The following is a 25,625-nucleotide window of genomic DNA, read 5'->3' on the forward strand; positions in this document are numbered from 1 at the left end:
AACTGCCTGTCGTCCCTTGCCTGCGCGTGATAATCGGACGAGCACAGCAACCGCAGTGAGATCTCCATGTCCGGCACCACGACCGAAATCAGAATCGCCCTTTACCAGCCCGACATTCCCGGCAATACCGGCACCATCCTGCGGCTGGCCGCCTGCCTTGGCCTTGGCGTCGACATCATCGAACCCGCAGGTTTCGACATCTCGGATCGCAATCTGAAACGGGCCGGCATGGACTACATTGCGGCGGCGGCCCTCACGCGCCATGTCAGCTGGGATCGCTTCGAGGAATGGCGGGCAACCACCGGCCGGCGGCTCGTCCTCGCCTCCACCAAGGCAGCCCAGCCCTATACCGATATCACCTATCGTGCCGACGATATCCTGCTCTTTGGCCGCGAAAGTGCGGGCGTGCCTGATCACGTGCATGAAAAGGCGGATGAGCGAATCATCATTCCGATGGTCGCCGGGCAGCGCTCGATCAACGTTGCGATGTCGGCTGCGATGGTCACCGGCGAGGCCTTGCGCCAGACCTCATGGTCCTGACCTGCCATCTTTACAGCCAATTTTTCAGGCAAATTTGAAAATTGGCCGTTTTTGCCGCGAAACTGTCGCAACCCGGCCTGTACCGGAGGCGTTCACGCTCCTATACTGATTAGCCGGACAATAAAAATCGCCCTCGCCGAGACGGTCCGCCGGCGGGTGTGTGGAGACGTCGCATGCAGTCCACCATTGTCATCGTCAATCTTCTCGGCGCGGTCGCGCTGCTGCTCTTCGGCCTCGCCCAGGTGAAGGATGGCGTGACCCGTGCCTTTGGCATGAAACTGAGGAGCGTACTCGCCACCGGCACCCAGAACGGGCCCCGATCCTTCTTTTCCGGCTTCTTCGCCACCGTCGCGCTGCAGAGCTCCACGGCAACCGCTCTCACCGTCGCCTCCTTCGCCGAACGTGATCTCATCAAGCCGCGCATGGCACAGGTCGTGCTGCTTGGCGCCAATGTCGGCACCGCCGTGACCGCGTGGATCGTGGCGGCGGGCGTCGAATGGTTGTCACCGCTTCTGATCCTCGCGGGCATCGTGCTCAAGAAGGGAAGCTCCAACGCCAGGCAGGGCGGCGGAACGGCGCTGATCGGCATCGGCCTGATGCTTTTGTCACTGCATCTGCTGAGCGGCGCGACCGAGCCCATGCGCGCCTCGCCCGCGCTTGCCGTCTTTATCGGCCTGCTCGACGGGGCCTGGCCCGTTGCGCTGATTTTCTCCGCGGTGCTTGCCTTCGTCTCCTCCTCCAGCCTTGCCGTGGTGGTGTTGATCCTGTCGCTTGCGGCCACCGGAACGCTTTCCACCGGCCTCGTCATCGTCCTCATTCTCGGCGCCAATCTCGGCGGCGCCATTCCTCCGGTCATCGCCACGCTTTCCGGCCCCGCCTCGGCGCGGCGCATCACCATAGGCAATCTCGCGGTGCGCACCACTGGCTGCCTCATCGCCCTGCCGCTCGCCTCCTATGGCGCGGAGTTTCTGCAGCAATTGCCGCTTTCACCCGCGAAACTGCCGGTCGACGCCCATCTCATCTTCAACGTCATCCTGGCCGCGCTCGCATGGCCCTTCTCGGGCCTCATCTCGGATCTGATGGCGAAGCTGGTTCCCGGTGATCCGAAAGCCGAAGACGGCCCGAATTTCCTCGATCAACAGGCGCTGGCAACGCCGGTGGTGGCACTGGCCAATGCAACGCGGGAGGTCCTGAGCGTCGGCGACAGCATCGAGCGAATGCTGATCCGCGCCGAAAACGCCTTCAAGCACAACGACCTGGCGCCGCTTGCCGAAATATCCCTGCTCGAAAAAAAGGTCGACCGCCGCCAGCAGGAAGTAAAGGTCTATCTGTCCCAGCTCGGCCGCAAGGGGCTTGACGATGAGGATGCCCGCCGTTCGATCGCAATCATCGATTATGCCATCAACCTCGAACATATCGGCGACATCATCGAAAAGGGCATTTGCGAACAGATCCGCAAGAAGGTGCTGAACAGCTTCAAATTTTCCGATGACGGTTATGAGGAGTTGAAGACCCTGTTCGACATGACCATCGAAAACCTGCGCGCCGCCCAGAGCATTCTGGTGACCGGCGATTTCGAACTTGCCCGCAGGCTGATGGAAAGCAAGGTGGATATTCGCCGCCTCGAAAAACAATCCTCCAACCGCCATCTGGAGCGGCTGCGCGATGGACTGACGGAAAGCATGCAGACAAGCTCGCTGCATCTCGACATGCTGCGCGACCTCAAGCGTATCAACGCCCATATCGTTTCGGTGGCGCACCCCATTCTGGATGAAAGCGGCGTGCTGATCGAAAGCCGTTTGCGATACGCCGAGCCGCGCGCCTAGAGGATTTCAGGAAGCGTCGCCCGGTTTTTCGGTACGGAAAGACGAAAGCACTCTAAAAATCAGTCTGCCGAGGGAAGCCGGCGCATGGTGAATTCGATGCGGTCACCTTCCAGCTGCCGCCAGCTTTCCACTTCAGTCCAGTAAGCGGCCTTGGGAAAGCTGTCGAACCATTCTCGGGCCTTGGCGCGGGCTTCTTCGCGTCCCAGACAAAACGTTTGCCGCACGAACATGCCCTCACGCTTTTGTTCGCCGCCGGCGCTGTCGCGCTCCCTGCGGTGATTGGCAATTCTGCGCTTCAGCCCGTCGAGGGGCGGCGGTCCGGTAAATTTCGTCATGATATTCACCTCTGGCACCTACGTCTTTAAAGATAGTGTCGACACGCTGACTTGGCGAGTCGAATTTGTGCGCGGCGCAAACACCTGCTAGAGGCGGCATGACAGACTACACCGCAGGAGAATGAGACATGGAACGGCCGATCTTGCCGAAGGGCTTGCCCGAGGACATTGAAGACAAGAAGGCCGTTGCCCAGGCATGGTTCCAGCATCTGCGCGACACCATCGTCGCCTCCTTCGAAACCCTGGAAAACGAACTGACCGGCCCCTTGTCCGATCAGGAACCGGGCCGTTTCGTCCAGAAAGACTGGCTGCGTGACAATGGTGAAGGCGGCGGCGGCAAGATGTCTATGATGGAAGGGCGCGTCTTCGAAAAGGTTGGCGTGCACACCTCCACCGTCTACGGCGAATTTTCACCGGAATTCCGCAAGCAGATACCGGGCGCGGAAGAAGACCCGCGCTTCTGGGCATCGGGACTGTCGCTCATCGCCCATCCGGTCAATCCCAATGTGCCGGCCGTGCATATGAATACCCGCATGGTGGTCACCACCAGCCACTGGTTCGGCGGCGGCGCGGACCTGACGCCGGTGCTTGGCCGCAGGCGGACGCAACAGGACGCCGATACCCAGCTGTTCCACCGCGCCTTCGAGATCACCTGCAACCGCCATCCCGTGGCGGACTATCCACGATACAAGACGTGGTGCGACGAGTATTTCTACCTGAAGCACCGCGACGAGCCGCGCGGCACCGGCGGCATCTTTTTCGACTGGCTGCATCCGCAAGAGCAAAATGGCGGCTGGGACGCCAATTTCGCCTTCGTGCAGGATGTCGGCCGGGCCTTCAATCTGGTCTATCCGAAAATCGTCCGCGCCAATTTCAACCAGAACTGGACGGAAGAGGACCGCGACGAGCAGCTTATTCGCCGTGGCCGCTACGTGGAATTCAACCTTCTCTACGATCGCGGCACCATCTTTGGACTGAAGACCGGCGGCAACGTCGAATCGATCCTGTCCTCCCTGCCGCCGGTGGTGCGCTGGCCGTGAAAACCTCACGCAAATTTGACGCTTATCAGCCATTTTGTCGCAAATAGCGTAAATTAGGACTTATGGAAAAATCAAGGCAGTGGTAGTCTCCTCCCGCAGACGTACTGGAGGAGCTATCGTCATGATTACTTCGAACAGCATGCCTATTTCTGCTTCCGCCGAGGGAGCATCGCAATCCATCGATACCACCGCATTGATTGACCGCCTGGCCGCCGAAATGCGCTCAACAGGCGATCGCGAACTGCCGCATTCCTTTTATGTCGAACAGGTGAAACGCACGCTCGCCGGAAAAGCCGTGAAGCGCGCGGATAACGACGAACGACCCAGCACAAAAATCCCGCCAGCCGGGACGTCCTCCGTTTTCCAGTGCTGGGCGATGCCCGAATAAGTCCGGTATCAGCGCTCAAGGACGCCGCTTTGGAACATAAGCGGCGGACTTTTGTTTCATAACGGAAGGGCAGCACGTCACTTCAATGCTGCCTTTTTCTGAAGCAGGGAGGCAAGACCATGAGACTTTTTGAATGTGGAACGCTCGTGCCGGGCTGCGCCTGGCATACACGCGCAGATGACGATGCTGAAGTCGTCCGCCGCACGGTGGAGCATATGCGCTCGGCCCACGGCGAAACCGTTATCCGCGAAAATATGATCGAGAACATCAAGGCCCGCATCCGCGACGAGGCGAATGCGGCTTAAACCGTAGTATCAGCGCTCTGGCAATATCAGTTCTGAAGCATCTCTTTAAGCCGGGCGGTCAACGCTGCCCGGTCAAGCGAGAAATTGACGTCGATCCACTTTTCCTCAAGGCTTTTCAGCACCTCGCCGACCTGCGGACCGGCCGCGACGCCCGCTGCCATCACGTCTGCACCGCTTAACGGAAATCCGGGCTTCTGGAATTTCTCCGCCCTCGCCAGCAGTGTCGAAAACCGCGCAGCCTTCTGCATGGCTGTCTCGCCGGCCGAAATATCGGCACGAGCGGAGGAAAGCGCGAGTTTCAGCCGCGTCTTCACGCCTTCAACACCTTGACGATAAAGCAGCCGGTCGAGCGCCGTCTCCTTCAGTTCGGGATCTGCCGGCGGGGCCGCGGCCCAATGGGCAAGGTAGGCAGCTTCTGCCTTCGACAGCCTCAGCCGCGCGGCCAGAGAGGCCATCCTCTCGCCATCCGGCGGCACGATCGCGGCAAGCCGCAGCATTGGATCCACCGCCCAGCCAAGAGCCTGCTCCGTCGCGACCAGACCGTGAATGGCGTCGATCCCCCATTTCTCGGTTTCGGGAAGAATTTCCGTTAGAACGCCCGATTGCCGCATCCAGAGCAGGGCGCGGGAAGGATCGCGGGCCGAAAGCAGCTTTTTCAACTCGCTCCACACCCGCTCGGCCGAAAGCGTCGCCAGCCTGTCCTTGGCCCGTGCGCTGGCTCGCAAGCCATCTGCATCCGGGCGGCCAGAGCCATAATGGGCAAAAAAGCGGAAAAAGCGGAGAATCCGCAGATAATCTTCCGAAATTCGCGTCGCCGCATCGCCGATGAAGCGCACGGTTCCGGTTTCGATATCGGGCAACCCGTAGATAAGGTCGATGATCTCGCCCTTTTCATCGGCATAAAGAGCATTGATGGTGAGATCGCGCCGCTCGGCATCGGTCTGCCAGTCGGTGCCGAAGGCCACCTGTGCGTGGCGGCCATTGGTCTCCACATCGCGGCGCAGCGTCGTCACCTCGAAACCTTCACCGTCGATGACCAGCGTTACCGTGCCATGCTCGATGCCTGTTGGCACCGCCTTGATGCCCGCGGCCTTGGCCCGCGCAACAACCACGTCAGGGGTCAGCGTCGTGGCCATGTCGATATCGACCACCGGCAGGCCCATCAGCGCGTTGCGCACCGCGCCGCCGACGATCCGCACCTCGCCGCCATCGGCATTCAAAAGCGCGAAAATGCGCTTCAGTGCCGGTTTTTCGAACCAGTCCTGGCCGGCAAGGCTGTTCATGAATAAAACCTTTCGTAAATCGTCCTGACGATGCCCGCCGTAATGCCCCAAATGTAGCGTTCGCCATAGGGCATTTCATAGAAAAACCGCTCCTTCCCCTGAAAGATGCGGCTACCGCGCGCGTGGTTTTCAGGGTTCATCAGAAAGGACAGCGGCACCTCGAAAACTTCGTCCACTTCCGCCGGATTGAGCGTGAGGTCGAAGCCCTGCCGAACAACGGACAGCACCGGCTTTATCCGGAAACCCGTACCGGAGATATAATCCGGCAATCGCCCCACAGTTTCCACGAAGGACCGGGACAGACCGATTTCCTCCTCCGCTTCGCGCAATGCTGCCTCTTCCGGCGTGCGGTCCTCGGCGTCGATACCGCCTCCCGGGAAGGAAATCTGGCCTGAATGTTTGCGTAAGGTGGAGGTGCGCTGGGTGAAGATCACCCGGGCATCATTGCCGTCATCGATAACGGGGACCAGCACGGCGGCGTCTTTCAGCTTGATGCCGTTCCCGGACAGCACCACGCCCGGATTGAGGACATGGTCGCCATTTTCGCGCTCGGCCACGCCCTCGCCCTCCTGCAGCACCCGGCGGCGGAAGTCGCTGGCAGTAAAAGCCTTGAGGCCTATTGTCGTGATCGTCATTGCGAAAGCCGTTCCAGTTCATTGGCGGGCATGACTGGAAAAACGACGCCGCCCGAGCGCACCGCGAACATGTCGACGCCGTTTACCTCGATCACTTCACCGAGGGCGACGAGGTCGTACATCACGGCTCGCGAGACAAGCGCTTCCAGACGGCCGCGGACCAGAAGATAGGGCTTCAACTCGCGGTTTTCGCCCGAAATTTCAAACCGCAGCGGATGCTCCCGCCCCGCCTCTACCACGTCGCCAACATTCGTCCGGAAAGTGAGCACAGGCTCCCCATCCTCCTCGCCCACCGTCACCTTCATTTCCACGGCGACGAAAGGCGCATCGACGACCCGGATCCCGACTTTTTCCACAGGAGTTACAAGATAGGTTTTGCCATCCTCATCCTTCCGCAGAACGGTCGAAAACAGCCGCACCAGCGGCGCCCTGCCAATGGGCGTGCCGAGGTAGAACCAGGTGCCGTCGGCCCGGATTTCCATGTCGAGATCGCCGCAAAAGGGTGGATTCCAGCGGTCCACCGGGGCCGGTCCGCGCCTGGCGTCACCGGTCTGTTCCGCGGCGCGGGAAATCAACGCCGCAAGGCCAGCCGCATCATCAGCCGAATTTATCGTCTCCGCTGCCATATTCGAGTCTCGCTTTGCCGATAAGGAAATACTAAGTCACGACATAGTCATTCGAATGGCGCTTGTCAGCGGCCAAGAGAGCAATAAGCTATATGCAGCGCAAAATCCGTTCCGGCTGGCGGCCAGCAAAACCGGAATGCAAATGTGACAGCGGCGAAGGTATGAGGAGAGCGACATGGGCGTGATGAATACCGGCGAAACCCTCGATGAAAAGGCGATCATCGCCTCGGCCGAAAAGGCGCTGTCCGACATTGCGGCGATCCGCGCGGAAGTCTCCAAGGTTATCTTCGGCCAGGAAAAGGTGGTGCAGAACACGCTTCTCGCCATCCTCTCCGGCGGCCATGCCCTTCTTGTCGGCGTTCCCGGCCTTGCCAAGACCAAGCTCGTCACCACACTCGGCACCGTGCTCGGCCTCGACGCCAACCGCATTCAGTTCACACCGGACCTGATGCCGTCAGATATTCTCGGTTCCGAAGTCATGGACCAGGACGAAAACGGCCGCCGCTCGTTCCGCTTCATCAAGGGACCGGTTTTTGCGCAGTTGCTGATGGCCGATGAAATCAACCGCGCCAGCCCGCGCACGCAGTCCGCGCTGCTGCAGGCCATGCAGGAATACCACATCACCATGGCCGGCCAGACCTATGAGCTGCCGAAGCCGTTCCACGTTCTCGCAACGCAGAACCCGCTGGAACAGGAGGGCACCTATCCGTTGCCCGAAGCCCAGCTCGACCGCTTCCTGCTGCAGGTGGATGTCGGTTATCCCGAACTTGCCGCCGAACGCCAAATCCTGCTCGACACCACGGGCACCGCCTCGGGCGAAGCACGCGGCGTCATCGATGCGCCCCGAATGATGGAGATACAGGCGCTCATCCGCCAGATGCCGGTCAGCGACAAGGTGGTGGACGCCATTCTATCGCTCGTCCGTTCCGCCCGCCCCGGCCACGGCAACAAGTTGACCGATAAGAACGTTGCCTGGGGTCCCGGTCCGCGCGCCGGCCAGTCGCTGATGCTGACGGCCCGTGCGCGTGCGCTTTACGAAGGCAGGCTCGCGCCCTCGCTTGACGATGTCTATGCGCTGGCCGAACCGGTGCTGGAACACCGCATGGCGCTGACCTTTGCGGCCCGCGCCGAAGGCATGTCGGTGCGCGATGTCATCGCTGCCCTCGTGGAGCAGGCGAAGAACTGAAGCGACGTTCGCGAAAGGACTGCATGTGGCATCCATCGGCCAGATCGTAGACAAGACGCCGGGTAGCGAAGTTCTGGCGCGCGCGCGCCAGCGCGCTGCCCTGGTGCCGGACTGCATGGTCGAGGCAAAGCGCATCGCCAACACCGTCACCGCTGGCTGGCATGGCCGCCGCAAGCGCGGCATCGGCGAAAATTTCTGGCAGTTCCGCCCCTATGCCGAAGGCGAAAGTCTCTCGCGTATCGACTGGCGGCGTTCGGCCCGCGACGATCATACCTATGTGCGTGACCGCGAATGGGAAGCGGCCCACACCATCTGGCTCTGGGCTGACATGTCACCGTCGATGATGTTCAAATCGACCCTCGGTTCCGTCTCCAAGGAAAGCCGGGCCCTGGTGCTGATGCTGGCGCTGGCGGAAATCCTCGCGCGCTCCGGCGAGCGCATCGGCTGCCCCGGTATCATGGAACCGGTTTCGGCCCGGAATGCTGCCGAACGGCTCGCCACCGCGATCATGCATGCGCCGCCGACCGAAGGCATGCCGGAAACGGGCATGATCCGTGGCGCGAGCGACATCGTGCTGATCGGTGATTTTCTCGATGATGCACAGGCCGTGATGGAGCGCATTTCACCGCTCGCACGGCGGGGCTTGCGCGGCCACGTGGTGGAAATTGCCGACCCGGCCGAAGAAACCTTCCCCTATTCCGGCCGCACCGAATTCAGCGATCCGGAAACCGGCGAAAAACTGGTGTCCGGCCGCGCCGAGACCATTCGCGAAGACTATACCCGCGCCTATCTCGCAAGGCGCGAGGCGCTGTCCTCATCGCTGCGCCGTCTTGGCTGGAACTTCGTGTTCCACCGCACCGACCATCTTGCTTCCGAGGCACTGGTCGCCATGCACATGTATCTCTCCGGCGCGCCGGCACAGGGCGGTGGGCAAGGCGGTGGCCGCCGATGAGCGCATTGCCTTTCGTCTTCACCAGCCCCTACATCCTCTTCGGCTTGCTGGCGCTGCCTGCCATCTGGTGGCTGCTGCGGCTGACCCCGCCGCGCCCCAAGGCAGAGGTCTTCCCGCCACTGAAGATTCTGGCGACGGTGTTGAAACGCGAGGAAACGCCGTCGAAAAGCCCGTGGTGGCTCACCTTGCTGCGCATGGCGCTTGCCGCCGCCGTGATTCTTGCTCTCGCCGATCCCGTGGTAAATCCACGCAACAGCGGCATCGCCGGCAGCGGCCCGCTGGTGCTGGTGGTTGACAATAGCTGGGCGTCTGCGCCCGACTGGGAGCGGCGCGTGGCGACCGCGGAAGCCGTGATCGGGGATGCAGAGCGTGCCGAGCGCCCCGTCGCCATCGCTTTTACAGCCGATGCCGAACATGACGCCGTACCCGGAACGACAGCGGTCGCCCTGGAAAAGCTGGCAGCGGCAAAACCGAAGCCGCTCGTGCCCGATCGTGTCCGTACGGCCGAAGCCATCACCGAAGCGCTTAACGGCACGACCCCCGGCACCCTCGCCTATATCGCTGATGGCGTGCAGACGGCGCAGGACGAAAGCGCCCTGAAAACGCTGGCCAGTCTTTCACCAGCCGAATTCCGTATCGTCAGCGGCGACGGCAAGGCCATTGCCGCGATAACGGGCGCAACCAACAATGCCGACGCCATGAGCGTTTCGCTTTCAAGGCTCGATACTGCGGAAGCTGCCCGGTTGACGGTCAACGCGCAGGACAGCCAGGGCCGCATCCTCGCCAATGGCATCGCCACCTTCGCCCCCGGCCAGGCTGAAACAACGGCAACGGTGGAAGCACCCTTCGAATTGCGCAACGATTTCGCCCGTCTTTCCCTTGAAGGTGTTTCCACGGCGGGTGCAGTGCATCTTCTCGATGACGGCTTCCGCCGCCGCCGCGTGGCGCTGCTGGCAGGCGAAACCGGCAATGATTTCCAGCCGCTGCTGCAACCGCTTTATTACATCAGCCGCGCACTTCAGCCCTTCGTCGATCTCATTCCGCAGCGGCAGGCCGATCTGGCGCAGGCCATCCCGGAAATCCTGCAATCCAACCCCTCCGTCATTGTCATGGCCGATATCGGCCGCCTGCCGCAGGAAACATATGAGCCGATGCAAAAATGGCTTGCGGGCGGCGGCACGTTGATCCGCTTCGCCGGGCCACGCCTTGCTGCAGCCCCCGCCGACGACCCGCTGGTGCCGGTGACGCTGAGACAGGGCGAACGCGCGCTCGGCGGCGCACTCTCCTGGGCTGAACCGCAACCGCTTGCCGATTTCCCTGCATTCGGCGCTTTCGCCGGCATGCCGAAAGCCGATGGCATTCTCGTCAAACGTCAGGTTCTGGCCGAGCCGACACCGGACCTCGCCGAACGCACCTGGGCAAGCCTCGCCGATGGCACGCCGCTCGTCACCACCCGCAACGTCGAGGCAGGCCGCATCGTGCTGTTCCATGTCAGCGCCGAGGCCAGCTGGTCCGACCTGCCGATATCAGGCCACTTCGTCGATATGCTTCGCCGTATCGTGCAATTGTCCAAGGCGGGCGGCGCTTCGGCTTCCGCCAATGCCCCGGCCGCCGCTCTACCACCCTTCCGGCTGCTGACGGCGGAAGGCGCGCTATCTGCCGAAATCGGCACTGCCCGGCCGCTGGAAATGCGCGCGGGCCAGCTTCCGCGCACCGGTTTCGACAATCCCCCCGGCCTTTACGGCACAGAGGATGGTTTCGTGGCTCTCAATCTTCTGCCGGCAGGTGCGACGCTGCGCGCGCTCGATACCTCGGCCGCCGGTGTCAGCACGTCAAGTGAAGCGCTGATCGGCGAAACCGCGAAATCGCTGCGTCCCGCCCTCTTCATCGCTGCCTTCCTGATGCTGATTGCCGACAGCCTGATCGTGCTTTTCATGAACGGTGCCTTTGCCCGCCTGCCGAAAGCCAGAAGCGCCACGGCCGCGAGCATACTCCTCGCCCTCGGCGCCTTTGCCGCGGTGTCGCCAACCGATGCTCGTGCCGACGATCCCAAACCCGGCGACGAGCAGATATTCGAGCGGCTGGACACCACCCATCTTGCTTATGTCCGCACCGGCGAAGACGATGTCGACCGCATTTCAGAACAGGGTTTGCAGGGTTTGAGCGAATTCCTGACCTGGCGCACGACGCTGGAGCCCGGGCAGCCTGTCGGCCTCGATATTTCCAAGGATGAATTGTCCTTCTACCCAATCATCTACTGGCCGGTTTCGGCCTCCGCGCCCATGCCGTCCAGCGCCGCCATCTCGCGCATCGACGCCTATATGCGCGCCGGCGGCACCGTGCTGTTCGATACGCGTGACCAGTTCTCCTCGCTCGATACCGGCGCGACCAGCGCCAATGGCGAGCGTTTGCAGGCGATCCTCGCCAATATCGATATTCCGCCGCTGGAGCCCGTGCCGGAGGATCACGTCCTGACGCGTTCCTTCTACCTGCTCACCAATTTCCCCGGCCGTTACAATGGCTCGCCGCTCTGGGTGGAATCGCGTCAGGGTGCCGCCAAGACCACCTCCGGCCTCTCCTCCTCCGGGGACGGCGTGACGCCGATCATGATAACCGGCAATGATTTCGCCGGCGCATGGGCCGTCGATGCGCAGGGCGCACCGGTTCTGCCCACCGTTCCGCCTGACGAGATGCAGCGCGAACATGCCTTCCGCTCCGGCGTCAACATCATGATGTATATGCTGACCGGCAACTACAAGGCCGATCAGGTCCACGTTCCGGCACTTCTCGAACGGTTGGGGCAGTGACATGACATTGACCTTCGCCCCCTTCCTGCCATGGATCGTGATCGCCGTTCTGGCCGTCGCAGCACTTCTCCTTTCCTTCATCGGCCTGTGGCGCGGCGTGCGTGGCGCATGGCTGCGCGGGCTCGCGCTCGCCGCCCTGCTTGCCGCCATCGCTAATCCGCTTTTGACGCAGGAGGAGCGCGAGCCGCTTTCCACCATCGTCCCCGTCATCGTCGATCGTTCGCAGAGCCAGGACGTGCAGGACCGGCCGCAGATGACGGATACGGCGCTCAATGCGCTGAAAGACCGGCTGTCCCGTTTCCCCCGCATCGAGCCGCGCATCGTTGAAGTGCGCGACAATGGCGAGAGCGATTCGCCCTCGACCCAGCTTTTTTCGGCCTTGTCCTCCGCCGTTTCCGATGTGTCGCCTTCCCGCGTGGGTGGCGCGATCTTCCTGAGCGATGGCCAGATTCACGATATTCCCAATGCCCTGCCCAACGCCGAGCAGGCGCTCGGCTTCCGCGCGCCCGTGCACGGCCTGATCACGGGCAAGGCTGATGAGTTCGACCGCCGTATCGAAATCGTTCGCGCCCCGCGCTTCGGCATCGTCAATGAGGAACAGCAACTGACGCTGCGCGTCTTCGATGACGGACGCCCGGCAGGCGGTGGCGCGGCTGAGGTGACGGTGAAGATGAATGGCGAAGAGATCGCCACCCTACAGGCGACACCCGGTCAGCCGACGCCGTTCCGCTTCAAGGTCCCACGCGGCGGCAACAATGTCATGGAATTTTCCGTCGCCGAAATCCCGGGCGAAGTGACTGTTGCCAATAACCGCGCCGTTCATCTGATCGAAGGCATCCGTCAGAACCTGCGCGTGCTGCTCGTCTCCGGCGAACCGCACGCCGGCGAGCGGGCATGGCGCAACCTCCTGAAATCCGACACCTCGGTCGATCTGGTGCATTTCACCATTCTGCGTCCTCCGGAAAAGCAGGACGGCACGCCGATCAACGAACTCTCGCTGATCGCCTTCCCCACACGGGAGCTGTTCGTCGAGAAGATCAATGATTTCGACCTCATCATCTTCGATCGCTACCAGCATCGCGGCGTGTTGCCGATCCTCTATTACGATTACATCGCCCAATATGTCGAAAAAGGCGGCGCGCTGCTGATTGCCGCCGGGCCGGAACATGCCGGTCAGGATTCAATCGCCATGACGCCTCTGGCCTCCGTGCTGCCGGCGCAGCCGACCGGTCAGGTGCATCAGGCCGCCTTCTACCCGCGCCTTTCGGAAGCGGGCAAGAAACACCCGGTCACCCGAGGGCTAGAGGGATCAGGCAACGAGCCGCCCCAATGGGGCCGCTGGTTCCGCACCATCAGCGTCGACCCGCCGCAGGGCCAGACCGTGATGCTGGGCGATGGTCAGGACCCGCTGCTGGTGCTCAACCGCCAGGGTGAAGGCCGTGTCGCCATGCTGTTGTCGGATCAGGGTTGGCTCTGGGCGCGTGGTTATGAGGGCGGCGGCCCGCATGTGGCGCTTTACCGCCGCATCGCCCACTGGCTGATGAAAGAACCCGAGCTTGAGGAAGAGGCGCTGACGGCGCGCGCCAACGGACGCACCCTGCAGATCACCCGTCAGACCATCGGTGACGATCCCGGTCAGGCCAGCGTGCGTTTCCCTTCCGGCAAAACCGAAAACATGGCTTTCACCAGCAGCGAGCCCGGTCTCTACAGGATCGAACGCCGCATGGATGAGACCGGCCTGTTCGAAATCAAGAACGGCGATTTCACCACCCTCGTCCATGTTGGCGCAGTGGACGCACCCGAATTCAAGGCGATGATTTCAACGACCGAAACGCTGAAGCCGCTGGCAGATGCCACCAAAGGCAGCGTGCACCGTGTCGCCGATAATTCCGGCCGGGTCGCACTGCCGGATATATTGCCGGTCCGCGGCGATATCAGGGTTGCCGATGAGGATCGCATGCTGATACGCATGACCGACGAGACGGTGCTGAAAGGCGTCAACACCCTGCCGCTCTTTGCAGGTTTCGCCGGGCTAGGCGCGTTGCTGCTTGCCTTCTCCGCTCTATGGTGGCGTGAAGGCCGGTAAGGGCGTTCCAGCAAAGATCGTGGGGCTTTCCCCTCGTCTCGGCACGTAAACGGGAAACGGCCACCGCCCGGCGGCCGGGGAAGATGAACATGAATTTCGTTTTAAGCGATGCCGCCGATCCAGAGGCCGAAAAAGCCATCCGCGATCCTCTGGTGGCCTATAATCTTGCTCGTTTCGGCGAAAGCGACAAACGCGACATTATCATCACCATCCGCAATGACGACAATGAGGTCACCGGCGGCCTGGTGGGCCACACCGCCCGCGGCTGGCTTTATGTGCAGCTTCTTTTCGTGCCGGAGACGATGCGCGGACAAGGCACGGCCGCGAAACTTCTGGCCATGGCCGAAGACGAGGCGAAAAAGCGCGGCTGTATGGGCGCCTATATCGACACGATGAACCCGGATGCGCTGAGGACTTACGAGCGGTACGGTTTCACCAAGATCGGTTCGCTTGGGCCACTCTCCAGCGGCCAATCCATCACCTGGCTGGAGAAACGGTTCTAGAGCGCCAGCCACGCAAATTTCAGGCGGCGATGCCCGACACCTCGCTGTCGACCGTGCGTCCCATGGTCTCGCGAATCTGTTGACGCAGCCACACGGCTCCCGCATCCGCATCGGTCTGCAATGTCCAGACCATGGCGACAGGCGGGAAATTCAACGTCACCGGCACCGGGCTCACTTCCAGTCCCAGCATGGGCGCATAACGCTGAGCAATGCGCGAAGACACGGTCGCCAGCACGGCTGAGGAGCGCGCCGTTGCCAGCACGGAAAGAAAATCCGGCGCAGCGGCGACGACGTCGATTTCCAGTCCGGTCAGTTCCAGCGCGTCCTTGATACAGCCATGCAGACTGTCGGTCTGTGATATGACCGCGTGCTTGGCCGACAGATAGGCGTCCAGTCCAACGGGATTGGGCAGATCGAGCAGAGCCGGGTTGAAGCAGCAGAGCACGCTGGAAGAATAAAGCGGTTCGCAATGGTGCCGCTGCTCCTTCGAATAGGTGCATCCGACAGCCATGTCGATCACGCCCGTATCCAGCATAGCGGTGATTTCCTGCTGTTGCCCGTTGCGCGCAAGGATACGGATACCGGGTGCGATCTCGCGCAGCCGCGCGGACAGATCCGGCAAAAGCAGCAGCTCCACCTCACTGGACATGCCGAGCCGGAACGTCCGCCGCTCGGTCGCCGGATCGAACACATCAGCCGTCAGCACCGCCGCCTGCGCTTGTCTCAGCGCCTGCCGCACCGGCCCCGCCAGATTGAGCGCCCGCGCCGTCGGCTTCATTTCCTGCCCCACGCGAATGAACAGCTCATCCTGAAACAGTGTGCGCAGGGTGGAGATATTATGGCTCATGGCAGGTTGCTGGATTTTCAGCCGCCGTGCCGCGCGCGTGACGTTCATCTCTTCCATCATCGCATCGAAAGCGACGAGGAGATTGAGATCGAAGGAACGGAGATTGAAATGATCGATAGTTTGCATAAGTCACATCGATTTGATTGCTAACCTGCCTACACTTAACTGGAGATCGGAAAGTTTCAAGACATTCCTAAACCCAGGAGCCTTCAATGCCATCACGTCGCTCACTTCTCAAAGGCGCCGCCAGCGCCCTCATCGCCGCCCCCTTTGTTGCGCCCTCCGTCGCATTTGCCAAGGCACCGCTTGTCGCCACGCAGGCGCCCGGCTTCTACCGGCTGATGGTCGGCAAGGTGGAAGTTACTGCGCTTTCGGACGGCGTCATTGCGCTGCCGCTTGCCAAAATCTACACCAACACCACGACGGAACATGCGACGAAGGCGCTTCAGGATGCGTTCCTTCCGGAAGAGACGCCTACGTCCGTCAATGCGTTTCTCGTCAACACCGGTGACAGGCTGGTGCTGATCGATGCCGGCACCGGCTCCTATCTTGGCCCAAGCCTCGGCAGGCTCGTCGCCAATATCGAAGCCTCGCGCTACAAAGCGGATGAGATAGATGACGTCGTTCTCACCCATATCCATACAGATCATTCCGGGGGTCTCTCCGCGGATGGCAAGCGCGTCTTCGCCAACGCGACCCTGCGCGTGAACAAGCGCGAAGCCGCTTTCTGGCTCGATGAGGCGAAGGCCAAGGCAGCACCGGAGGCGCTGAAGAAGGGCTATGCCGAAGCCAAAGAAAGCATCCAGCCCTATATCGATGCCGGCAAGTTCGAGACGTTCGGCGACAATGCCGCGGCGGTTCCCGGTCTCGGCTCAGTCCTTTACGCCGGCCACACGCCGGGCCACAGCGGCATCGTTCTCGAAAGCAACGGCCAGAAAATCGTCTTCTGGGGCGATATTACCCATGGCGATATCCTCCAGTTCGATGAACCTGATGTCGCCGTCGCATTCGACGTCGATCAGAAGGCAGCCGTCGCCACGCGTGATCTGGCATTTAAACAGGCGGTGGAAGGCAAATATCTGGTGGCAGGGGCGCATATCGCCTTCCCCGGCATCGGTCATGTGCGCACCGACAGCACCAATTATGATTGGCTGCCGGTGAATTACACGACGCTATAAAGCCGAACAGAATGGCCTGATCCTCAAGGGTCAGGCCATCGTCCCGCACTGACACCCTATGTCAGCGCCACCTGGCGCGTTTCCGCATTGATCATTGTCGCCGCAATGGCGGCCAGTACCAGCAGCCCGGCAAATATGCCGATCGCGACACCAAAACCCTGCGCAATGGCATAACCGAGGAGTGATGGCGCCATCAGGCCGCCAAGCCGCGCCATCGCCCCTGCGGCACCCATGCCGGTTGCCCGTGATTCCGTCGGGTAAAGTTCCGGCGTGAATGCATAGAGAGCGCCCCAGGTGCCAAGCAACGCAAAGCTCATGATGAGAAGCGAGGCGGCAATCATCGCACCGCCGGAAGCAAGCGTGAAAAGCAGGCATCCGAGCGCGGAGAGCAGGCAGAAGCCGATCAGCGTCGGCTTGCGACCCCACTTTTCGACACCATAGGCCGCGAGCGCGTAGCCGGGGATCTGTGCCAGCGCCACCAACACAAGGAAACCATAACCGCGTACGAAACCGAAGCCATCTCCCGCCAGCTTCGCCGGCATCCAGGTGAAGACGCCGTAATAGGAAACGGAAACGAGAAACCAGATTGAGAGGATCATGATGCTGCGTTGGCGCAGCGCCGGTGAAAATATCCCCTGCCCCTTGGACACTTCAGGCTGGAAAAGCCCTGTCCCGGCATCGAGCGGAGCGCGGCCATTCGTGACCAGCATACGGTTGACGACGGCCTTTGCTTCCTCCGACCGGCCCGTGCGCAGGAGATAAAGCGGCGATTCCGGCACGAGAAAGCGAAGGCCAAGGCCGAGGACAGCCGGGAACGCGGTTACGGCAAAGATATATCGCCAGGCATCGGCAACACCGGCAAGGCTGGCACCCCACGCTGCAAGCGCCACGATCAGCGTCCCGACAGCCCAGAAACCTTCCAGAAAGACGAGCCAGCGCCCACGATTCTTGGCGGGCAGGAATTCCGCCATCATCGCATAATCAACCGGCAGCGTGCCGCCCACGGCGGCCCCGGTGAGAAAGCGCAGGACAAGCAGAATGGTGAAATCCGGCGAGAATATCGAAAGCACGCCGAACAGGGCATCACAGGCCACCGTGACGATCAGCACCCGGCGACGGCCGTAACGGTCCGCCAGCCGTCCGAAACCCGCAGCACCCAGCAACATGCCGAAAAAGAACGCTGTTCCGGTCTGCAGCGCCTGCGGCACCGTCAGCCCAAAGGTTGCGGCAATGGAGGCCGCAGTGAAACCGACGGCCAGAACCTGCATGGCATCCGCCGCCCAGACGAGGCCGAATATGCCCATCAGCCTGCGCTGATAGGCGCCTGCGCCCGCGCGCTCCAGCGCATCATTCATGGTGATTGCCGTCATGCCTCGTCCCTTCGCAAAAACCGACTTTCACTTGCTATCGTATGGGGGGAGGAAACGGAATTGAATTCTGTGGAGGGAGACGCGTTGTTTCGAAACAGGCTACTGGAAGAAGATTTCAGCCCAAAGACTTGACCTGGCTGCATTCCGGCTCAAGGCCGGAATGACGGGGCTTATGTTGCGCTAAGAAGCAAAAAGCTCTTCGGATATCCCGTCACCCGTAAACCCGAAGAGGCGCCTCGAAACCCTCATCTTCCACTGTCGCGGCCGGCATCACGGCCTCGCATTTGCGCCAGCCGATATTGCCCTTCAGCCGCTGGTGCACGTCATTGCCAAGCGGCACGACCAGCACCCGGTTCGGATCAACCGGCCCCGGAAAATCAAGCGCCGCATAAGCGACTTTCTCGAACCCGAGCGGCATGTAATAGGGCGGATCGCCGATCAGTATCACGGCTTCGGAGCCCTTGCGCCTTGCCGCCGCGATGGCGATCCGGACGAGTTCCCGGCCGATGCCCTTGTTCTTGTGAGAGGGCCGAACCGCAAGCGGGCCAAGCATATGACCCTTCACATCGCCTGCCAGAACCGGCGTCATGCGCACCGAGGCAATCGTCTCGCCATCATCGGCGCAGACGAAGGAGAGCGACCGGTCATGCGGACCCTGCTCGCGGATGCGTGCTGCCGCACGGGTGTGCCGGCCGGGGCCAAATGCTTCTTCGTTGATGACTTCGATGATGGCGTCGTGCGACGCGTCCTCGGTGAGGTAGACAAGATCGTGCTTGGACATGAAGAGACCGAAACTTCCAGAATGCGGATGCGACAATAGATGACGGCTGCGCCGGTTAGGGCGTTCAGGAGCGTCAGCGTCGTCGGAGCATCCGTAGTTCGATCATAATCAAAAATTTCCTCAGATTTGTGAAAATCGCAATTATCAGGAAAATAACGACCCGTCCAGAACAAATCTCGTCGCCGCCCCATTCCAGCTCTGCAGCACGGAAACGCATTGTTCAATGCCTTGCGGGTTCGCGACAACGAGTGAAACAGGTAGGATTGCCGCCAAGGAAACAATCAAGGAGATCGTCATGGGCATGCTGGTGGAAGGCGTATGGAAAGACGTCTGGTACGACACCAAGGAAACCAAGGGGCATTTCAAGCGCAGCGCCTCGCAATTCCGCAACTGGATAACGGCGGATGGCGCACCCGGCCCTTCAGGAGAAGGCGGCTTCGCGGCGGAGAAGGACCGTTACCACCTCTATGTCTCCTTCGCCTGCCCCTGGGCGCACCGAACCCTGATTTTTCGCAAGCTGAAAAAGTTGGAAGAGCTTGTTTCGGTCTCGGTTGTCGACCCTTTGATGCTGGAAAACGGCTGGGAATTTAAGCCTGAAGGTGAGCGGACGCCAGGTGCGACCGAGGATCACCTTTTCGGTTCATCCGCGCTCTGGCAGGTCTACACCAAAGCGGATCCCAAATATTCCGGCCGCGTGACCGTGCCGGTGCTCTGGGACAAGAAGCGCGGCACCATCGTTTCCAACGAATCGGCGGAAATCATCCGCATGTTCAACTCCGCCTTCAACGACCTCACCGGCTCGCAGACCGATTATTATCCCGAGACGTTGCGCGCCGAAATAGACGCGTTGAACGACGTGATTTACGACACCGTCAATAACGGCGTCTACAAGGCTGGCTTTGCCACAACGCAGGATGCCTATCAGCAGAATGCGGTCAAGGTCTTCGAAACGCTGGACATGCTGGAAGACCGGCTGAAGCACCGCCGTTTCCTGTTCGGTTCGGAGCAGACGGAAGCGGACTGGCGCCTGTTCACCACACTGGTTCGGTTCGACCCCGTCTATGTCGGCCATTTCAAGTGCAATATCCGCCGCATCCACGACTATCCGCACCTCACGGGTTACCTGCGCGATCTTTACCAGACGCCGGGCGTGCCTGACACGGTCGATATGCGCCATATCAAGGAACATTATTACCGCAGCCACCGCACCATCAACCCGACAGGCATCGTGCCCATCGGCCCCGAGCTGGACCTGACAAAGGCCCATGGCCGCGACTCGCTTTCCTGACGAGGGTGGACACTGCTACCAGTGATCGGCGAGCGCCGCCTCGCCGGCAAGTTCTGCAAGGCGGCGGCGGGTTGCGGCTGTCACTCCTTCGGGCAGATTTGAAAGATCGAAAAAGCCGCTTTCGGCAATTTCATGATCCGGCTTTTTCGGCTTGGTCTGGGTAACCTCAAGCCGATAAAGCGCGACATGGTCGCGATTGCTGCCTTCCAGATTGAGATAAACATGGAAAAGCTCAGGCTTTGACGTGGCTTCGAGATTGCCTTCCTCCCTAATTTCCTTGTGAAGCGCCGCGAGCAGGGTTTCACCCCGCTCCACCCCTCCACCCGGCAGATACCAGCCCGGCAGATAGGTGTGGCGGACGAGGAAAATCCTGCCGGTTCCATCATAGCAGGCGGCACGCACGCCAAGAGTTGCGCCGCGCGTGAACAGAAAAACGAAATGCAGCAAACGAATGAAGACGCGCATATGGAACGGACGGGCCTGCCGCCCGGTTGTCTCGTCATTCACCCTGTTTCTCCCCGCCTGCCGGCTTTTGTTGGACGTGCGGCATATCATAGGTTATCTCTGCCGCCATGTTCAAACTTGCGCATATTTCAGACGTCCATTTGGGGCCACTTCCAAAACTCACTTTTCGCGAACTTGCATCCAAGCGTATCACCGGTTTCGTCAACTGGCATCGCAACCGCCGCAAGCATCTCTTCACAGATACGCTGGAAAAGCTGCTGGACGATCTGGAGACAAAATCACCGGATCATCTGGCTATCACCGGCGATCTCGTCAATCTTGCGACCGGCATTGAAATTCGCGCCGCCGCCGACTGGCTGGAAGAGGTGGGTGACCCCGAAAAGACCTCCGTCGTTCCCGGCAATCACGACGCCTATGTGTCCGGCGCGCATGACAAGGCCATGCAGGCCTGGTACCCCTATGTTCGTGGCGATGGCGACCCTGCCGAGTGGGACGACGACCGCAAGATATTCCCCTATATGCGCGTGCGCGGCCCCATCGCGCTGATCGGCTGCTCCACCTCGATTGCGACGCCACCTTTCTCGGCCACCGGCTATTTCGGCAACCGGCAGGCGCGCGCCACCGCGGAACTGTTGAAAAAAGCCGGGGAACAGGGGCTGTTCCGCGTCGTGATGATTCACCACCCGCCGATCCGTGGCGCCGCCCCAACGCACAAGCGCATGATCGGCATACGCCGTTTCGCCGCGGCGCTAGGCGTCGGCGGTGCGGAGCTCGTGCTGCATGGCCATACACATTTGAACACAGTCTATTGGCTGAACACGCACCATGGTGAAGACCACATTCCCGTGGTCGGCATCGCCTCTGCCAGCCAGGGGCCCGGTGGAGAAAAACCGCGCGCGGCCTATAATCTCTTCAACATCTCCGGCGGTCCCGGCACCTGGAACGTGACCTGCGAACGGCACAGCCTCAATGAGACGGCAACGGGTGTCGCGCTTGAGGATATCAGGGTATTTTATGAAAACGGGCGGCCGCTGGGGTTTTCGCGGCCTGCGGAGCAGAGCCCGGAGGAGTAAACCTTAGCGCGTGCGGCTTACCCCCTCTGCCCTGCCGGGCATCTCCCCCTCAAGGGGGAGATCAGCGGAAAGCGCTACCGCCATTTCATTCACAAACGTTGAGATGGGCGAGACCTGTCCGGGAGTCGATCTCCCCCCTTGGGGGGAGATGTCCGGCAGGACAGAGGGGGGGGCTTTGCCCCACCCTCAACGCCAGCCTTACTTCGCCCGCTCTTCCAGCACCCGGTTGGCCGCAGAAACGATCGCTTCCAGCGAAGCCGCCACGATATTCGTATTCACCCCTGCTCCGAACAGCTTGCCGCCCGGATGTTCCATCTCGACATAAGCGATGGCCGAGGCATTCGAGCCGTGCTGCAGCGAGTGCTCGGAATAATCGTTCACCGAGAGATCAATGCCGAGATAAACCGACAGCGCATTGATGAACCCGTCGATCGGACCGGTCCCCTTGCCTTCAATGCGCTTCACCTCACCATTGTCGGTGATCTCGGCGGCAACGATGCGCACGCCCTTGAAATCGCCGGCCGGATAGGTGTGGTGATCGACGAATTTGAGGCGCGCATTCGGCTGCGTCACGTAGCGCTCGATAAAGCGCTCATAGATGCGCTTGGCCGGCAGCTCGACACCCTCTTCATCGGTGATGCGCTGGATATCCTCGCGGAACTCCACCTGCAAATTGCGCGGCAGGTTGATGCCGTAATCCTGCTGGAGGATATAGGCGATGCCACCCTTGCCGGATTGCGAGTTGATGCGGATGATCGCCTCGTATGAGCGTCCCACATCCTTTGGATCGATCGGCAGATAGGGCACTTCCCAGACGGGATGATTGGCGACCTTGATCGCCTTCATGCCCTTGTTGATGGCGTCCTGATGCGAGCCGGAAAACGCCGTGTAGACCAGTTCGCCCACGTAAGGGTGGCGCTCGGGGATCGTCATCTCGTTGGAATATTCATAGACCGCCTTGATGCGCTCGATATCGCGGCAGTCCAGCTCAGGGTCCACACCCTGCGTATACATGTTCAGCGCCAGCGTCACGACATCGACATTGCCGGTGCGCTCACCATTGCCGAACAGGGTGCCTTCAACGCGGTCCGCACCCGCCATCAGGCCCAACTCGGTCGCCGCAATGCCCGTGCCGCGGTCATTATGCGGGTGGAGCGAGATGATGACGTTTTCGCGATTGTCGACATTGCGGCACATCCATTCGATCTGGTCGGCATAGATGTTCGGCGTCGCCATTTCCACCGTCGATGGCAGGTTCAAGATCAGCTTGTTGTCGGCCGTCGGCTTCACAACCTCGACGACGGCGTTGCAGATTTCCAGCGCCACTTCCAGCTCTGTGCCGGTAAAGCTCTCAGGCGAATATTCGAAGCGGTAGCCGCCGCCGGCCTTGGCCGCCATGTCGGTGATCATCTTGGCCGCATCGACCGCGATCTGCTTGATACCGTGCACATCCTTGCCGAACACCACGCGGCGCTGCAGTTCCGATGTCGAATTGTAGAAATGGATGATCGGCTTGTTAGCGCCTTCCAGCGCTTCGAAGGTGCGGGTGATCAGTTCCGGGCGGCATTGCACCAAAACCTGCAACGAGACGTCATCGGGCACATTGCCCTCTTCCACGCACCAGCGGGCGAAATCGAAATCCGTCTGCGACGCGGAAGGGAAACCGATCTCGATTTCCTTGAAACCCATTTCGAGCAGCAGCTTGAACATGCGGGCCTTGCGGTCGTGACCCATTGGGTTGACCAGCGACTGATTACCGTCGCGCAGGTCCACCGAACACCAGATCGGCGCCTTGGTGATCGTCTTGGAAGGCCAGGTGCGGTCGGGGATGTTGATCGTGGGATAAGGGCGATACTTCACGCTCGCGTCGGTCATGCCCTTGGAAACAGTGGTGGTCTTGGCGTCCATGTCGCTTCCTCCTTGCGCCATCCGCGGGCTTATTCAAGCCATCGGCGGATGCGCGGCCCTTGAGGGCCTAAATCCAGTATAAAATGAGATTTCGAGATGAGGAGCGTTTGCACCAGCGGGCTTTCGGCCGCCGGGCGCTCCTCACTGGACCCGGCAACCGCGTGTAAGGTCGAGGCTAAGAAGCGAGAGTGCACCGCACGGCGAGGCCTTCGCAGAAATCTGCGCGCTCATGCCGGAAATGGTTGCGATGCTGTTGCTCATGGCGATGTGTATAAACAGCGGCTGGCGGTCTGACAAGTGATCTTGTGCGGTGCAGGCCTATTTTGCGTGTCGGCCGATCTCAAGCCTTTCCGCGATCCACAATTTGACAAGCGACTGCCGGGTCACCCCAAGTCTCCGAGCCTCATTGTCCAGGTCGTTGACGACCCACGTCGGAAAATCGATGTTGACACGTTTGGGCTCGATATTCAGATGCCGCGCCGTTGTCCAGTCGAGATACTCACCGATGTCCTCGCCATCATCAGCCATTCTGTCGAATTCTTCTGCGCTTATTGTCTTCATAATGATGCCTCTCTAACTCACGGGCGCGCCGAACGGAAATGATTCGAATACGCCCATCCCGCAGCGTATGCACTGCGAGCCATAATTTGCCGCCGAGAAGAGCGATGAGCGCAAACCGCTCTTCACCGACGCCCAGCGCGGTAACGGTCAAACCGAATTTGTCGTGCCACAACGCCTGAGCATCGACAAAATCAATCCCGTGCTTGTCTTTATTGCCAGCGCTCTTGGCCGGATCAAATTCGAATTCCATGAGAATATAATATAAAAACTATACCATTTCCACTATCTAACCACGCCTTACCAACCGTTGCAACGCCATCATCAACCCGCCGCCGATCAAGCCCCAGAAAGCGCCGGAAACGCCGCCGAAGGAGAGGCCGGAGGCCGTGATGAGGAAAGTGATGGCCGCAGCCTCGCGGGTTTCGGGGTCCTTGAACGCGGCGACCGCGGAGCCGGAAAAAGCGCCGACCAGCGCCAGCCCCGCCACCGCCTGAATGAGGATAGGCGGCGCAAGCGCCACGAAGGCCGTGACCACGCCGGCTAGCAGACCGAAAATAATATAGCCGACACCGCCGATGATCGCCGCCCAATAGCGCCGCTTTGGATCAGGATGGGCATCCTCGCCCGCGCACATCGCCGCCGTTATTGCCGCAAGATTGACCGCATGGCCGCCAAAGGGCGCGGAAAGCAGCGAGAAAAAGCCGGTCGCGGCGAAAAGCGGGCCGGGCTGCGGGTCGTAGTGATTGACCTTCAGCACCGCAATGCCGGGAATATTCTGCGAGGCCATGGTGACAATGAAGAGCGGCAGCGCGATGGAGACGACGGCATGCAGGCTGAAGACGGGCGTTACCCATTCCATCGGCGGCGTCAGCGATTGCGCGACGCTATCGAGCGCACCCGCCGGAATATCGACGCCGAAAATCATCACCAGCACGAAGGCGGCAAGGGCCGCAGGTACTGCAAACAGCCGCCTGAAAGCCCCCACGACAATCCACGCCAGAATGATCGGCAGGCCAAGCGCCGGGTTGAAGCCGATCGCCTTGATCGGGGCGAAACACAGGCCGATGATGACACCCGACAGCATGGCATTGGCGAGTGGCGCCGGAATGGAGGCAACCGCCCGACCGAGCGGCTTGAACAGGCCGGCAACGATGATCAGGACGGCGCAGACAATGAAGCCGCCGACAGCCGCAGGAAAACCGCCCTCGATCACGCCCGTCGTGGCCAGAAGTGCGGCGCCCGGCGTCGACCATGCAATGCTGACCGGCAGCCGGGTGGCGACGGAAAGAACGATGGCGCAAAGCCCCATCGCCACCGAAAGTGCCATCAGTCCCGACGCGGCCTCGAAATCGGTCGCGCCCACGGCTTTGAGGCCCTGCAGCACGACGGCAAAGGAACTGGCGAAACCGACAAAGGCGGTGAGGCAGCCCATGAACAGGCTCTGGACGGAAAAATCTCTCAGCATGAAGCACTCTGCGGCCTGCTGCCCGTCGCAAGAAACCGCAGCGATCTGCACTGGCGACGGACACGAACAAATTTGAAGCGTGAAGCGCGAATCTGAAGATAGCAGCACGCTCTGGATGAAGCATGGCTATATTCAGGATCAAAAAAGACGGGGCTTGGCAAGATGAACCGCCGGACT

The 25,625-nt window shown here is 60.9% G+C and carries 25 protein-coding genes; 13 read left to right on the forward strand and 12 right to left on the reverse strand.

The genetic code is table 11. The features are described 5' to 3' along the window. Window positions 1-66 precede the first annotated feature (66 nt). A complete protein-coding gene (locus EYD00_RS09285; RefSeq protein ID WP_004442975.1) occupies window positions 67-540 on the forward strand; it encodes a tRNA (cytidine(34)-2'-O)-methyltransferase in 474 nt (157 codons plus the stop codon). 173 nt (window positions 541-713) lie between these two features. Beyond that, complete coding sequence (locus EYD00_RS09290) at window positions 714-2,366, forward strand: Na/Pi cotransporter family protein (protein WP_004442976.1); 1,653 nt, start codon at window positions 714-716, stop codon at window positions 2,364-2,366. 59 nt (window positions 2,367-2,425) lie between these two features. On the opposite strand, the gene EYD00_RS09295 is transcribed toward EYD00_RS09290, so the two are convergent. After that, window positions 2,426-2,701, reverse strand: coding sequence for a hypothetical protein (locus EYD00_RS09295; protein ID WP_004442978.1), 276 nt, complete (start codon window positions 2,699-2,701; stop codon window positions 2,426-2,428). A gap of 128 nt (window positions 2,702-2,829) precedes the next feature. Between EYD00_RS09295 and hemF the strand changes: the two genes are divergently transcribed. From hemF to EYD00_RS09310, 3 genes are all read left to right on the forward strand, one after another. Then, window positions 2,830-3,741 carry an oxygen-dependent coproporphyrinogen oxidase gene (gene hemF / locus EYD00_RS09300; RefSeq protein ID WP_004442979.1) on the forward strand — a complete coding sequence of 304 codons (912 nt, stop codon included), beginning with the start codon at window positions 2,830-2,832 and terminating at the stop codon, window positions 3,739-3,741. Between the two features lie 121 nt (window positions 3,742-3,862). After that, window positions 3,863-4,129: a hypothetical protein gene (locus EYD00_RS09305; protein WP_004442981.1), complete on the forward strand. Its 267-nt coding sequence runs from the start codon at window positions 3,863-3,865 to the stop codon at window positions 4,127-4,129. Window positions 4,130-4,248: 119 nt separating this feature from the next. After that, window positions 4,249-4,434 (forward strand): DUF1059 domain-containing protein, encoded by a 186-nt coding sequence (locus tag EYD00_RS09310; RefSeq protein ID WP_004442982.1) that lies wholly within the window; start codon window positions 4,249-4,251, stop codon window positions 4,432-4,434. Window positions 4,435-4,460: 26 nt separating this feature from the next. Here EYD00_RS09310 and EYD00_RS09315 read toward each other — a convergent pair whose 3' ends face one another. From EYD00_RS09315 to EYD00_RS09325, 3 genes are read right to left on the reverse strand one after another with little or no spacing between them, the layout of a single operon-like run. After that, on the reverse strand, window positions 4,461-5,717 hold the full coding sequence (locus EYD00_RS09315; protein ID WP_004442983.1) for a CCA tRNA nucleotidyltransferase: 1,257 nt from the start codon (window positions 5,715-5,717) through the stop codon (window positions 4,461-4,463). Continuing rightward, a complete protein-coding gene (locus tag EYD00_RS09320) occupies window positions 5,714-6,352 on the reverse strand; it encodes an NUDIX hydrolase (protein WP_004442984.1) in 639 nt (212 codons plus the stop codon). Before EYD00_RS09320 ends, EYD00_RS09315 begins: the two co-directional genes overlap by 4 nt. Continuing rightward, window positions 6,349-6,978: a DUF1285 domain-containing protein gene (locus EYD00_RS09325; protein ID WP_004442985.1), complete on the reverse strand. Its 630-nt coding sequence runs from the start codon at window positions 6,976-6,978 to the stop codon at window positions 6,349-6,351. Before EYD00_RS09325 ends, EYD00_RS09320 begins: the two co-directional genes overlap by 4 nt. Window positions 6,979-7,153: 175 nt before the next feature. On the opposite strand from EYD00_RS09325, the gene EYD00_RS09330 reads away from it, so the two are divergent. The 5 genes from EYD00_RS09330 (at window position 7,154) to EYD00_RS09350 (ending at window position 14,512) form a co-directional block, all read left to right on the forward strand. Then, window positions 7,154-8,164: an AAA family ATPase gene (locus EYD00_RS09330; protein ID WP_004442986.1), complete on the forward strand. Its 1,011-nt coding sequence runs from the start codon at window positions 7,154-7,156 to the stop codon at window positions 8,162-8,164. A 25-nt stretch (window positions 8,165-8,189) separates the two neighbouring features. Next, window positions 8,190-9,116: a DUF58 domain-containing protein gene (locus EYD00_RS09335; RefSeq protein WP_004442988.1), complete on the forward strand. Its 927-nt coding sequence runs from the start codon at window positions 8,190-8,192 to the stop codon at window positions 9,114-9,116. Beyond that, on the forward strand, window positions 9,113-11,923 hold the full coding sequence (locus tag EYD00_RS09340; RefSeq protein ID WP_004442990.1) for a DUF4159 domain-containing protein: 2,811 nt from the start codon (window positions 9,113-9,115) through the stop codon (window positions 11,921-11,923). The genes EYD00_RS09335 and EYD00_RS09340 overlap by 4 nt, the downstream gene beginning before the upstream one ends. A 1-nt stretch (window position 11,924) precedes the next feature. Beyond that, window positions 11,925-14,009, forward strand: a complete 2,085-nt coding sequence (locus tag EYD00_RS09345; protein WP_004442993.1) for a membrane protein — start codon at window positions 11,925-11,927, stop codon at window positions 14,007-14,009. An 89-nt stretch (window positions 14,010-14,098) separates the two neighbouring features. Beyond that, window positions 14,099-14,512, forward strand: coding sequence for a GNAT family N-acetyltransferase (locus EYD00_RS09350; RefSeq protein ID WP_004442995.1), 414 nt, complete (start codon window positions 14,099-14,101; stop codon window positions 14,510-14,512). Between the two features lie 19 nt (window positions 14,513-14,531). Here EYD00_RS09350 and EYD00_RS09355 read toward each other — a convergent pair whose 3' ends face one another. After that, window positions 14,532-15,485 carry a LysR family transcriptional regulator gene (locus EYD00_RS09355; protein WP_004442997.1) on the reverse strand — a complete coding sequence of 318 codons (954 nt, stop codon included), beginning with the start codon at window positions 15,483-15,485 and terminating at the stop codon, window positions 14,532-14,534. Window positions 15,486-15,571: 86 nt separating this feature from the next. Between EYD00_RS09355 and EYD00_RS09360 the strand changes: the two genes are divergently transcribed. Further along, entirely contained in the window at window positions 15,572-16,537 is a 966-nt protein-coding gene (locus EYD00_RS09360) for an MBL fold metallo-hydrolase (protein ID WP_004443000.1), read from the forward strand. Window positions 16,538-16,593: 56 nt separating this feature from the next. On the opposite strand, the gene EYD00_RS09365 is transcribed toward EYD00_RS09360, so the two are convergent. Then, window positions 16,594-17,907 carry an MFS transporter gene (locus EYD00_RS09365; protein ID WP_034498759.1) on the reverse strand — a complete coding sequence of 438 codons (1,314 nt, stop codon included), beginning with the start codon at window positions 17,905-17,907 and terminating at the stop codon, window positions 16,594-16,596. Window positions 17,908-18,118: 211 nt separating this feature from the next. Next, window positions 18,119-18,688: a GNAT family N-acetyltransferase gene (locus tag EYD00_RS09370; RefSeq protein ID WP_004443004.1), complete on the reverse strand. Its 570-nt coding sequence runs from the start codon at window positions 18,686-18,688 to the stop codon at window positions 18,119-18,121. A 295-nt stretch (window positions 18,689-18,983) separates the two neighbouring features. On the opposite strand from EYD00_RS09370, the gene EYD00_RS09375 reads away from it, so the two are divergent. Next, the gene (locus EYD00_RS09375) at window positions 18,984-19,976 is read left to right on the forward strand and encodes a glutathione S-transferase family protein (RefSeq protein WP_004443005.1); all 993 of its coding nucleotides are present in this window, start codon (window positions 18,984-18,986) and stop codon (window positions 19,974-19,976) included. Between the two features lie 15 nt (window positions 19,977-19,991). On the opposite strand, the gene EYD00_RS09380 is transcribed toward EYD00_RS09375, so the two are convergent. Then, the gene (locus tag EYD00_RS09380) at window positions 19,992-20,483 is read right to left on the reverse strand and encodes an NUDIX domain-containing protein (RefSeq protein ID WP_004443008.1); all 492 of its coding nucleotides are present in this window, start codon (window positions 20,481-20,483) and stop codon (window positions 19,992-19,994) included. 65 nt (window positions 20,484-20,548) lie between these two features. On the opposite strand from EYD00_RS09380, the gene EYD00_RS09385 reads away from it, so the two are divergent. Further along, a complete protein-coding gene (locus EYD00_RS09385) occupies window positions 20,549-21,514 on the forward strand; it encodes a metallophosphoesterase family protein (protein ID WP_004443010.1) in 966 nt (321 codons plus the stop codon). A gap of 198 nt (window positions 21,515-21,712) precedes the next feature. Here the strand turns inward: EYD00_RS09385 and leuA are convergent, their stop codons facing one another. From leuA to EYD00_RS09405, 4 genes are all read right to left on the reverse strand, one after another. Beyond that, entirely contained in the window at window positions 21,713-23,422 is a 1,710-nt protein-coding gene (gene leuA, locus EYD00_RS09390; protein WP_004443011.1) for a 2-isopropylmalate synthase, read from the reverse strand. Between the two features lie 318 nt (window positions 23,423-23,740). After that, window positions 23,741-23,983 (reverse strand): type II toxin-antitoxin system BrnA family antitoxin, encoded by a 243-nt coding sequence (gene brnA / locus EYD00_RS09395; protein ID WP_004443014.1) that lies wholly within the window; start codon window positions 23,981-23,983, stop codon window positions 23,741-23,743. Beyond that, window positions 23,943-24,233, reverse strand: coding sequence for a BrnT family toxin (locus EYD00_RS09400; protein ID WP_004443015.1), 291 nt, complete (start codon window positions 24,231-24,233; stop codon window positions 23,943-23,945). The genes brnA and EYD00_RS09400 overlap by 41 nt, the downstream gene beginning before the upstream one ends. A 36-nt stretch (window positions 24,234-24,269) precedes the next feature. Continuing rightward, window positions 24,270-25,448 (reverse strand): benzoate/H(+) symporter BenE family transporter, encoded by a 1,179-nt coding sequence (locus tag EYD00_RS09405; RefSeq protein WP_004443018.1) that lies wholly within the window; start codon window positions 25,446-25,448, stop codon window positions 24,270-24,272. Window positions 25,449-25,625 lie beyond the last annotated feature (177 nt).

This window comes from Agrobacterium sp. 33MFTa1.1, from assembly GCF_004328495.1.
GTDB lineage: Bacteria > Pseudomonadota > Alphaproteobacteria > Rhizobiales > Rhizobiaceae > Agrobacterium > Agrobacterium pusense.

Coding starts and splice junctions, on each gene's coding strand:
- EYD00_RS09320 (WP_004442984.1), bottom strand. CDS start 6,352: ATGACGATCACGACAATAGGCCTCAAGGCTTTTACTGCCAGCGACTTC.
- EYD00_RS09385 (WP_004443010.1), top strand. CDS start 20,549: ATGTTCAAACTTGCGCATATTTCAGACGTCCATTTGGGGCCACTTCCA.
- EYD00_RS09340 (WP_004442990.1), top strand. CDS start 9,113: ATGAGCGCATTGCCTTTCGTCTTCACCAGCCCCTACATCCTCTTCGGC.
- EYD00_RS09295 (WP_004442978.1), bottom strand. CDS start 2,701: ATGACGAAATTTACCGGACCGCCGCCCCTCGACGGGCTGAAGCGCAGA.
- EYD00_RS09355 (WP_004442997.1), bottom strand. CDS start 15,485: ATGCAAACTATCGATCATTTCAATCTCCGTTCCTTCGATCTCAATCTC.
- brnA (WP_004443014.1), bottom strand. CDS start 23,983: ATGAAGACAATAAGCGCAGAAGAATTCGACAGAATGGCTGATGATGGC.
- EYD00_RS09360 (WP_004443000.1), top strand. CDS start 15,572: ATGCCATCACGTCGCTCACTTCTCAAAGGCGCCGCCAGCGCCCTCATC.
- leuA (WP_004443011.1), bottom strand. CDS start 23,422: ATGGACGCCAAGACCACCACTGTTTCCAAGGGCATGACCGACGCGAGC.
- EYD00_RS09370 (WP_004443004.1), bottom strand. CDS start 18,688: ATGTCCAAGCACGATCTTGTCTACCTCACCGAGGACGCGTCGCACGAC.
- EYD00_RS09315 (WP_004442983.1), bottom strand. CDS start 5,717: ATGAACAGCCTTGCCGGCCAGGACTGGTTCGAAAAACCGGCACTGAAG.
- EYD00_RS09365 (WP_034498759.1), bottom strand. CDS start 17,907: ATGACGGCAATCACCATGAATGATGCGCTGGAGCGCGCGGGCGCAGGC.
- EYD00_RS09330 (WP_004442986.1), top strand. CDS start 7,154: ATGGGCGTGATGAATACCGGCGAAACCCTCGATGAAAAGGCGATCATC.
- EYD00_RS09350 (WP_004442995.1), top strand. CDS start 14,099: ATGAATTTCGTTTTAAGCGATGCCGCCGATCCAGAGGCCGAAAAAGCC.
- EYD00_RS09325 (WP_004442985.1), bottom strand. CDS start 6,978: ATGGCAGCGGAGACGATAAATTCGGCTGATGATGCGGCTGGCCTTGCG.
- EYD00_RS09285 (WP_004442975.1), top strand. CDS start 67: ATGTCCGGCACCACGACCGAAATCAGAATCGCCCTTTACCAGCCCGAC.
- EYD00_RS09405 (WP_004443018.1), bottom strand. CDS start 25,448: ATGCTGAGAGATTTTTCCGTCCAGAGCCTGTTCATGGGCTGCCTCACC.
- EYD00_RS09305 (WP_004442981.1), top strand. CDS start 3,863: ATGATTACTTCGAACAGCATGCCTATTTCTGCTTCCGCCGAGGGAGCA.
- EYD00_RS09375 (WP_004443005.1), top strand. CDS start 18,984: ATGGGCATGCTGGTGGAAGGCGTATGGAAAGACGTCTGGTACGACACC.
- EYD00_RS09290 (WP_004442976.1), top strand. CDS start 714: ATGCAGTCCACCATTGTCATCGTCAATCTTCTCGGCGCGGTCGCGCTG.
- EYD00_RS09310 (WP_004442982.1), top strand. CDS start 4,249: ATGAGACTTTTTGAATGTGGAACGCTCGTGCCGGGCTGCGCCTGGCAT.
- EYD00_RS09400 (WP_004443015.1), bottom strand. CDS start 24,233: ATGGAATTCGAATTTGATCCGGCCAAGAGCGCTGGCAATAAAGACAAG.
- hemF (WP_004442979.1), top strand. CDS start 2,830: ATGGAACGGCCGATCTTGCCGAAGGGCTTGCCCGAGGACATTGAAGAC.
- EYD00_RS09345 (WP_004442993.1), top strand. CDS start 11,925: ATGACATTGACCTTCGCCCCCTTCCTGCCATGGATCGTGATCGCCGTT.